At 63.0% G+C, this 8,630-nt stretch carries 8 protein-coding genes; 6 read left to right on the forward strand and 2 right to left on the reverse strand.

The window, feature by feature from the left end:
* Positions 1-113 precede the first annotated feature (113 nt).
* The gene (locus tag PQQ51_RS14495) at positions 114-1,070 is read left to right on the forward strand and encodes an alpha/beta hydrolase (protein WP_408497467.1); all 957 of its coding nucleotides are present in this window, start codon (positions 114-116) and stop codon (positions 1,068-1,070) included.
* Here the strand turns inward: PQQ51_RS14495 and PQQ51_RS14500 are convergent.
* On the reverse strand, positions 1,040-1,882 hold the full coding sequence (locus PQQ51_RS14500) for an EcsC family protein (protein WP_408497468.1): 843 nt from the start codon (positions 1,880-1,882) through the stop codon (positions 1,040-1,042). The two genes, PQQ51_RS14495 and PQQ51_RS14500, sit on opposite strands and share 31 nt — an antisense overlap.
* A gap of 138 nt (positions 1,883-2,020) precedes the next feature.
* Here PQQ51_RS14500 and PQQ51_RS14505 point away from each other — a divergent pair, with 138 nt between their 5' ends.
* Complete coding sequence (locus PQQ51_RS14505; protein WP_408497469.1) at positions 2,021-3,616, forward strand: MDR family MFS transporter; 1,596 nt, start codon at positions 2,021-2,023, stop codon at positions 3,614-3,616.
* Positions 3,617-3,657: 41 nt separating this feature from the next.
* The gene (locus PQQ51_RS14510) at positions 3,658-4,125 is read left to right on the forward strand and encodes a MarR family winged helix-turn-helix transcriptional regulator (RefSeq protein ID WP_408497470.1); all 468 of its coding nucleotides are present in this window, start codon (positions 3,658-3,660) and stop codon (positions 4,123-4,125) included.
* A 90-nt stretch (positions 4,126-4,215) separates the two neighbouring features.
* On the opposite strand, the gene PQQ51_RS14515 is transcribed toward PQQ51_RS14510, so the two are convergent.
* Positions 4,216-5,493 carry an amino acid deaminase gene (locus PQQ51_RS14515; RefSeq protein ID WP_408497471.1) on the reverse strand — a complete coding sequence of 426 codons (1,278 nt, stop codon included), beginning with the start codon at positions 5,491-5,493 and terminating at the stop codon, positions 4,216-4,218.
* 146 nt (positions 5,494-5,639) lie between these two features.
* Between PQQ51_RS14515 and PQQ51_RS14520 the strand changes: the two genes are divergently transcribed.
* The 3 genes from PQQ51_RS14520 (at position 5,640) to PQQ51_RS14530 (ending at position 8,485) form a co-directional block, all read left to right on the forward strand.
* A complete protein-coding gene (locus PQQ51_RS14520; protein WP_408497472.1) occupies positions 5,640-6,530 on the forward strand; it encodes a MurR/RpiR family transcriptional regulator in 891 nt (296 codons plus the stop codon).
* A 3-nt stretch (positions 6,531-6,533) separates the two neighbouring features.
* Positions 6,534-8,015, forward strand: coding sequence for an N-acyl-D-amino-acid deacylase family protein (locus PQQ51_RS14525; protein WP_408497473.1), 1,482 nt, complete (start codon positions 6,534-6,536; stop codon positions 8,013-8,015).
* Between the two features lie 83 nt (positions 8,016-8,098).
* The gene (locus PQQ51_RS14530; RefSeq protein WP_408497474.1) at positions 8,099-8,485 is read left to right on the forward strand and encodes a RidA family protein; all 387 of its coding nucleotides are present in this window, start codon (positions 8,099-8,101) and stop codon (positions 8,483-8,485) included.
* Positions 8,486-8,630: the final 145 nt, after the last annotated feature.

An 8,630-nucleotide genomic window follows, 5' to 3' on the forward strand; every position in this document is an offset into this window, starting at 1 on the left:
ACCAGGAGGCGCCCGCTGACGCGGGCGCTTTTTCAAGATTAGAAGCCGTCGTCCACTGACGCGCGGAAGAACGCACTTACCATAACGGGACACAATCGAAGGAGCGTGTCCCGATGAGTTGGCAAAGCGCACTCGCGTGCTGGTATCTGCGCAGGCAGTTTCGACCGGAAACCCTCAAGCCACGAATCAACGTCGAGAGGGCGCGCGCGCTGACCGCGAAACGCGCGTGGGCGCCGCGGGTGCCCGACGGTTGGCAATTGCGCGAACTGTATGGAGTCGCCGATCAGCCGTTGCACGGCGAGTGGCTCGAACGGACCGGCGGCATGTCGGTTGGCGGCCCGGTCGTGCTGTATTGCCATGGCGGCGGCTACTACTTCTGTTCGCCACGCACGCATCGCTCGATCGTTTTTCCTCTTGCCACGCGCGCCGACGCGCCGGTCTTTTCACTCGACTACCGTCTCGCACCCGAGCATCGTTTTCCGGCCGCGCTGGAGGACGCGACCGCGGCCTATCGTCAGTTGCTCGCGGACGGCATCGCGCCGGAGTCGATCGTGATGGCGGGCGATTCGGCGGGCGGCGGCCTCGCGCTCGCCACGCTGCTCGCTTTGCGCGACGCCGGCACGCCGTTGCCGGCCGGCTGTCTGCTGTTTTCGCCATGGACCGATCTGGCCGCGTCCGGCGCGACCATCAGCAGCAACGACGGTCTCGATCCGATGTTCAGCGGCGCGGCGATTGCCCTTGCCGCGAAGCTCTATCTCGGCGACACACCGGCCGACCATCCGTTGGCTTCGCCGGTGTATGCCGATCTGCGCGGCTTGCCGCCGCTCTTCATTATGGCGGGCAGCACGGAGGTATTGCTCGACGACTCGCGCAGGATCGCGGACAACGCTCGCGCAGCGGGCGTCGAGTGCGAATTCGAGGTGTGGAAGAAGATGCCGCACGTGTGGCCGCTGTTCGCGCCGTTCATCCCCGAAGCAAATCGCGCGCTGGAGCGCGCCGCCACTTTCGTGCGACGGGTGACGAGCGCGCGACAGCCGGCTCAGCCATCGAGCGCGATGTCGATCGTCTGATAGGCGGCTTCGACAGTTTGCTGGCCGTACTGCCGCTCCAGTCTGCGCACGGTGAAGTGGCCGTGCGCGACCTGCTGGAAGTGATCGATGAATACGGTGTTGACCATCGCGCCGAGCACCGCGCCGATCGCCGGAATCGATTTGGCCGCGATCTGTTCGCTCACCTGCACCGAAAAGCGCGCGGCGATCGTGTTCAGGAGCCGCAGCAACGCCGCCGACCCATGCGCGGTGAAACCCTTCGTCGCAATCTCCGACGATGCCTTCGACACCGCCTGAGCCAGCGCGCCGCGCATGATGAAATAGCCGAAGTCGGCGTCGTCGTCGGCTTTCGAGGTGCCGCCCATGCCGAGTACCGTCAGACACTGCAACTGCGTGTCGATCGAACTCAGGTCCTCGCCTTCGCTGCGCGCGATATCGCAGATCGAGCGGAACATCAGCGTGGTCGTGACCGGCAACTCGACGGGCAACGCGAACAGGCCGAATGCGCCGCCCGCCGCGCCGGTGGTCGCCACGGCGAACTTGTGCAGCAGGTTGCTCGGTTTGTCCGGCACGATCAGCGGCGTGGCGCCGTCCTGGCGCCCGAGTGTGCGCAGCGCGATCGACAGACATTTGCGCAGCGCCAGTTCCGTCGCATCCGTGACCTTCTGATTGGCGAAAGCCGGCATGCGCGCGAGCAGCTTTTCGAGCGGCGAGCCGACGATGCTCGCGAGTTTCATCGTCAGCGCGGGGCTTTCCAGTTCATGTTTGGCGCGCCGTAGCGCGAGCAGGTCTTCGTCCGATAAAGCGGGTGCTGCAAGCGAACTCGGCTCCATGTGCCTCCCTGGCGTCATGTGTGTTCTTTCTTCAGTCGATTGACCACGCATTGCGTTGTCCCGATGTGTGCAGTTTAGAGCCCGACATCGTGCTATGATTCATTATTGTTTGACGAGTCAACTGTTGCGTTATCAAAAATGGCTGTCCATACTGCGGCTCACCACTCGAGTGGGCAAGTTTTACCTTTCCGTGAATCGCTACTGGCGATGCTCGGCATCTCCTTCGTTACGATGCTGGTCGCGCTCGACCAGACCGTGGTCGGCACCGCGCTGCCCACGATCGTCTCCGAACTGAAGGGTTTCGAGCTGTACGCGTGGGTGGCCACGTCGTATCTGCTGACCTCCGTGATCACCGTGCCGATCTTCGGCCGCCTCGGCGATTACTACGGGCGCAAGCCATTCGTCATCGCGTCGATCATCGTGTTCACGGCGGCTTCCGTGTTGTGCGGCGTCGCCAATAACATGCTGTTCCTCGTGCTCGCGCGCGGCCTGCAGGGCATCGGCGGCGGGATGCTGGTCGGCACCGCGTTCGCCTGCATTCCCGATCTTTTCCCCGACTCCGTCGTGCGCCTGCGCTGGCAGGTGCTGATGAGCTCCGCGTTCGGCATCGCGAATGCGGTGGGGCCGTCGCTCGGCGGCTTTCTCACGCAGTACTACGGCTGGCGCTCGGTGTTCTACGTGAATCTGCCGGTCGGCTTGCTTTCGCTGTTCTTCGTCTGGCGGTTTCTGCCGCATCTGCGGCACGTCGCGCACAAAGGCAAAATGCGGCTCGACTGGCCCGGTGCGTTGCTGATCGCGGTTGCGCTCGGCTCGCTGCAGTTGTTCGTCGAGTTGCTGCCGAAGCATGGCGTCACGCTGAGCGCCGCCGCGCTGCTCGCACTGAGCGCCGCTTGCGGCTACGCGCTGTGGCAGTGGGAAAAGCGTTGCCCGACTGCGATCCTGCCGGTCGATATGTTCCGCAATCGCAGCCTGGCCGCGCTCTTCACGCTCGCCGTGCTGGGCGGCTTCACGATGTTCTCGCTGCTGTTCTACGCGCCGTTGCTGTTTCAGGGCGGCTTCGGCATGTCGCCGAAAGACGCCGGGCTCGTCATCACGCCGCTCGTCGTGTTCATCACGATCGGCAGCATTGCGAACGGGCGCATCGTGTCGCGCGTGAGCAATCCGAATCTGATGCTGTACATCGGCTTTACGCTGGTGGCGCTGGCGTGTCTCGGCGTGGTCGTCGCCACGCGTTCTATGCCGCAATGGATGCTGATGTCGTTCATGGTGCTCGGCGGCCTCGGCCTCGGTTTCGTGATGCCGAACCTGACCATCTTCGCGCAGCAGACTGCCGGCCGCGAACACCTCGGCATCGCAACGGCGCTGCTGCAATCGCTGCGGATGATCGGCGGGATGATTGGCACGGCGCTCACCGGCACGCTGATCAGCCATATGTACGCGAGCGGCGTGCGCAGTGCGCTGGAAAACGATCACGCGTCGCAATGGTTCGCCGATCTCGGCGACCCGCAAATCCTGATCAATCACAGCGCGCAGAACACGCTGCTGGAGCAGTTGACGCACGCGGGCCATAACGGCGTGATGCTGCTCGAAAGCGCGCGCGAATCGCTCGTCGCGGCGATTCATCTGGGGCTTGCGCTCGCGGCGGTCATCGCGGTGGTGTCGGTGTGGCAAAGCCGCCGCGTGCCGCCGATCAAGTTGCAGCGCAAGCTCGAACCGGTGATTCACGCCGACTGATTTTCAGACATACCGCTTTATTGAAGTCTTATAGAACCATCATGGAAGAACAGGATCGCGTCGCCGTCTTGCAGCAGTTCGGCCGCACTTATCGGGCGTTCATGTCCGCCTTCGAGGCGCAAGTCGGCCATCCGTTGCCGCGCTGGCGCATTTTGCTGGCGCTGCACGATCAGAATGGCGAGTCGTCGCAGAAACGCCTGGTCGAGCGCCTGCGTGTCGATCCGGGCGCGCTCACGCGGCAATTGAAAACGCTGGAAGGTTTGGGCTGGATCGCGCGCAGCATGGATGCGCGCGATAACCGCGTGACCAACGTGCGCCTGACGGAAGCCGGGCAGTCGGCCATCGAGTTGAGTCTGCCGCGTCGCAATGAATTCCTGCACGACACGATTGCTGCGCTGCCGGACGATACGCTGAGCGCGCTGTCCGGTGCGTTGACGATGCTCGAAGTGCGGATCGGTGAAGTGGCGGCGGCACCGCCAGCGGTCGGTGCGGAAAAAGATCGGCCCTGAACAAGACGGGCACAGGTTCGCCGACCGCCTGGACGGCGGCGCGCCTGGCTACCGCAATGCGCGCCGCGGTTCATCAAAACAGAATCGGAATCAGAAGAACGTTTCGATCACTTCGGTGACGCGATACGACGGATCGACCACCAGCACCTGACGCCACTTATCGAACGTCAGACAGGGATGCGAGATGTCGAACGCGATCATGTCGCCCACTTTCAGATCGGCGCCGGCGGGAATCCGCAGATACGCGTGCTGATCCATCAGGCCGAAAATTTCCCAGCCCTCGCTCGCGGCGATATCGCGCGGCGCCTCGTTGCCCGGACGATAATGGCGCGCCGGTTCGGGCATGCCCGCGTCGAACGCGGAGTCGCGTTTGCCGAGACCGATGATCGCGCGATCCGGCTCGGGGATCGACTGCACATACGCCCACAATTGCAGCGCCGGCAACAAGCCTTCGCCCATTTTCTTCGCGACCGGGTTGCGCGCGAAGATGTCCGTCTGCGCCTTCCGATAAACGCCGACGTCATGCGTCAGATAGCAGCCCGGACGCAGCACGACTTCGACCTTGCCGGTCTCGGACGCCTTCGAGAATTCTTCCGCGACCACGTCGTACCACGCCGAGCCGGCGCCTGACAGAACGGCCGGCGTGCGCGCAAAACGGCCTTCTTCGACGAGCGTGCGCGTAACCGCCACTGCGCTTTGCAGAAACTCGCGCACTTCGTGTTCTTCTTTCAATACGCCTTCATACAATTCGACGCCCGCGAGCTTCAACACATCCGGATAGCGCGCGATCGCGTCGAGCACCGCGTTGCGTTGCGCCGCGTCGCGCACGCCGGTGCGACCGCCGGACACGCCCAGTTCGAGCAGCACTTGCAGCGGCTTTTTCACCGACGTGAAAAATTCACCCAGTTGCTCGACGCCTTCGACCGAATCGACGAGGCAGAAAAATTCGAACTCGTGATCGCTCAGCAACTCGGCGATCATCATCATGTTGTGACGGCCGACCAGCTGATTGGCCATCAACACCCGCTGTACGCCGCCGTGATAAGCCGCGCGCACCTGATGCGCGGTGGCGAGCGTGATGCCCCAGGCGCCAGTTTCGAGTTGCCGGCGAAACAGTTGCGGCGCCATGGTGGTCTTGCCGTGCGGCGCGAGCTTCACACCGTATTCGGCGACAAATGCCTGCATCCACTTCAGATTGTGTTCCACGCGATCCGCATACAGAACGGCGGCGGGCAGGCTCACGTCTTCATTCAGCAGATTCCATTCGAGACGCGGCGCGTCCGTTAGCTGGATGCTGGCGCCCGGAACCATGCCCAAGCCCTTGCTATAAGGATCAATCGTTGCGCCCTGATAGTTTGTAACTTTCATGTCACCCAGCTCCATCGTCCAGTTAAATTGAATCAAAGTTGACTTTATCATGTTACAGAAAGTACGATGGATGGAGAAATGTTATTTAGTACCACGGCTTGCCGGAGGCTCTTTGTAAGCCTCTGCGCGGCCTCTCACCGCCCGCAATGAACTCAGCCGCTGAACCGCTTGCTTTCGATATCGTCGCGCGCATCGCCGAGTGCGCGCCCGAACTGCGCTCGGCCGAACGCAAAGTCGCCGCGTTGATTCTCGACGATCTGACGAGCGCCTCGCGCGCGAGCATCGGCGCGCTCGCGCAGCAAGCCGAGGTCAGTGTCGCGACGGTCACGCGCTTTGCCAAGGCAGTGGGTTGCCGCGACGTGCGCGAGTTGAAGTTGCGTCTCGCGCAAGCGGCTGCGGTCGGGCAGCGCTTTCTGCAAACCGGCGGCGCGCCGGATGCGCCTGAGCCGATCGCCACGCGCGTGTTCGACGAATTGCAGACCGCGCTCGCGCATAACCATCAATTGCTGCGCCAGGCGCCGTTGAGCGAAGCCGCCGCGGCGCTGCGCGGTGCGCGGATGATCTACGTGTTCGGCATGGGCGGCGGTTCGACCGCGCTTGCCGACGAAATGCGCTTCCGGCTCGTGCGCCTCGGCCGGCCGGTCGCGACGTACCAGGACGGCTTGCTGCAGCGCATGGTGGCGAGCACCGTGTCGCGCGAATGCGCGGTGATCGCGTTGTCGACGACCGGGCGCGTGCCCGAGATGGTCGAGAACTGCAAGATCGCGCGCAGCTACGGCGCGACCGTGATTGCGTTGACCGCGCCGGCGTCGCCTTTGGCCAAACTGGCCGATTGGGTGATTCCGATCGTCGCGTTCGAAACCGATTTCATTTACAAACCGTCGTCGTCGCGTTACGCGATGATGATGGCGCTCGACGTGCTCGTTACCGAACTCGCCGTCAGTCAGGGCGACGAGAGCCGCGAATTGCTGCGCCGCATGAAGCACGCGCTGGACACGCACCGTGGCGGCGGCGATCGACAACCATTAGGAGACTGATCCATGCACTCGCATCCCGAAGCCGCCGACACGCTGATCGTCGGCGCGCAACTGTACGACGGCACGGGCGCGCCGCCGGTCGAGCGCGATGTCGCGATTCGCGCCGGGCGGATCGTCGCGATCGGCAATCTGTCGAACTGGCTTGCCGAAGAAGTGATCGAGGCCGAGGGCCGCGCACTCGCGCCGGGCTTCATCGACGTCCATACCCACGACGACACCCACGTGATCCGTTCGCCGCAGATGCTGCCGAAGATCACGCAGGGCGTGACGACGGTGATCGTCGGCAACTGTGGGATCAGCGCGTCGCCGGTGGCGCTGAAGGGCGATCCGCCCGATCCGATGAATCTGCTCGGCGAGCGCGACGCGTTCAGGTATCCGACCTTCGCCGCTTATGTCGACGCGGTGAACGCCGCGCATCCCGCGGTGAATGTCGGTGCGCTGATCGGCCATACCGCATTGCGCAGCAACCAGATGGACCGGCTCGACCGCGCGGCGACGCCTGAGGAAATCGACGGCATGCGTGCGCAACTCGAAGAAGCGCTTGCGCACGGCGCGTTGGGTTTGAGTTCCGGGCTGGCTTATAGCTCCGCGTTTGCCGCGCCGACCGAAGAGGTGATGGCGCTGGCCGAGCCGCTCGCCGCTGCCGGCGCGTTGTACACCACGCACATGCGCACCGAGTTCGACGCGATTCTCGACGCGATGGACGAGGCGTACCGTGTCGGGCGTCACGCGCACGTGCCGGTGGTGATTTCGCATCTGAAGTGCGCGGGGCCGTCGAACTGGGGGCGCAGTGAAGAGGTGCTGAAGTCGCTGGAAGGCGCGCGTCGCTTGCAGCCGATCGGGTGCGACTGCTATCCGTACAACCGCAGTTCGTCGACGCTGGATCTGAAGCAGGTGACGGGCGACATCGACATTACGATTACGTGGTCCGAGCCGCATCCGGAGATGTCGGGCAAGCTGGTGAAGGACATTGCCGCCGAGTGGGGCGTGACGCAGCAGGAGGCGGGCAAGCGTTTGCAGCCGGCGGGCGCGGTGTATCACAACATGTCCGAGGACGACGTGCGGCGGATTCTGTCGCATCCCGCGACGATGGTCGGCTCCGATGGATTGCCGAACGATCCGCTGCCGCATCCGCGCTTGTGGGGGGCGTTTCCGCGTGTGCTTGGGCATTACGCGCGCGACGCGAAGCTGCTGCCGCTCGAAGAGGCGGTGCGCAAGATGACGAGTTTGTCGGCGCGTCGGTTTGGTCTTGTGGAGCGCGGCGAGGTGCATATCGGTTACCACGCCGATCTGGTGTTGTTCGACCCGGCGAAGGTGCGCGACGCGGCGACGTTCGAAAAACCGCAGCAGGCCGCGGACGGGATCGACGCGGTGTGGGTGAATGGCGTGTTGTCTTACCGCGATGGCCAGGTGACGGGCGAGCGGGCGGGGCGGTTCGTGGCGCGTGGCGCGGCGTCGAAGGGGGATGCGCACGGCGCGTTTTGATTTTTTGTTTTCTGATTTTCTGATTAATTGCCGCGTATGGCGATTTTGCACGGCGTGCGCTGGACTTTTTAAGGAGTTGAATGATGAAGCGATATGGCGTTGAGGGTGGGAAGGGGACGGGCGGTCAGCATATGCCGTTTGCGCGGGCTGTCGAAGCGGATGGGTGGTTGTTCGTTTCCGGACAGACGCCGATGGAGAATGGCGAAGTGATCAATGGCGGGATTGTTGAGCAATCGCACAAGGCGATTCAGAATGTTTTTGCGATTCTGAAGGAAGCCGGTTATGGGGCTGAGGACGTTGTCCGGTGTGGGGTTTGGCTCGACGATCCGCGGGATTTTGCTTCGTTTAATAAGGTTTTTCGTGAGTATTTTGGGGAGAATCCGCCTGCGCGGGCTTGTGTGGTTTCTTCTATGGTGATTGATTGTCGGGTTGAGGTTGATTGCGTCGCTTATAAAAAACCGGTGGTTTGATTTTTTTGCCTACGGTGGTTTTGGGTTTCTTCATTTCATTTCTTATCTTATTGGTCTATTCGTGTTGCCCCTGTGCGGGGCGGCACTTACTTTCTTTGCCGCGGCAAAGAAAGATAAGCAAAGAAAGCCGCTCACACCGCCAGTG

The sequence above is a fragment of the Paraburkholderia xenovorans genome, from assembly GCF_046030735.1.
Classification (GTDB): Bacteria; Pseudomonadota; Gammaproteobacteria; order Burkholderiales; family Burkholderiaceae; genus Paraburkholderia; species Paraburkholderia xenovorans_A.

What these genes read in the sequence shown, in the direction of transcription:
- PQQ51_RS14505 (WP_408497469.1), top strand. Translation starts at nt 2,021, where the DNA reads ATGGCTGTCCATACTGCGGCTCACCACTCGAGTGGGCAAGTTTTACCT.
- PQQ51_RS14525 (WP_408497473.1), top strand. Translation starts at nt 6,534, where the DNA reads ATGCACTCGCATCCCGAAGCCGCCGACACGCTGATCGTCGGCGCGCAA.
- PQQ51_RS14530 (WP_408497474.1), top strand. Translation starts at nt 8,099, where the DNA reads ATGAAGCGATATGGCGTTGAGGGTGGGAAGGGGACGGGCGGTCAGCAT.
- PQQ51_RS14520 (WP_408497472.1), top strand. Translation starts at nt 5,640, where the DNA reads ATGAACTCAGCCGCTGAACCGCTTGCTTTCGATATCGTCGCGCGCATC.
- PQQ51_RS14495 (WP_408497467.1), top strand. Translation starts at nt 114, where the DNA reads ATGAGTTGGCAAAGCGCACTCGCGTGCTGGTATCTGCGCAGGCAGTTT.
- PQQ51_RS14515 (WP_408497471.1), bottom strand. Translation starts at nt 5,493, where the DNA reads ATGAAAGTTACAAACTATCAGGGCGCAACGATTGATCCTTATAGCAAG.
- PQQ51_RS14500 (WP_408497468.1), bottom strand. Translation starts at nt 1,882, where the DNA reads ATGGAGCCGAGTTCGCTTGCAGCACCCGCTTTATCGGACGAAGACCTG.
- PQQ51_RS14510 (WP_408497470.1), top strand. Translation starts at nt 3,658, where the DNA reads ATGGAAGAACAGGATCGCGTCGCCGTCTTGCAGCAGTTCGGCCGCACT.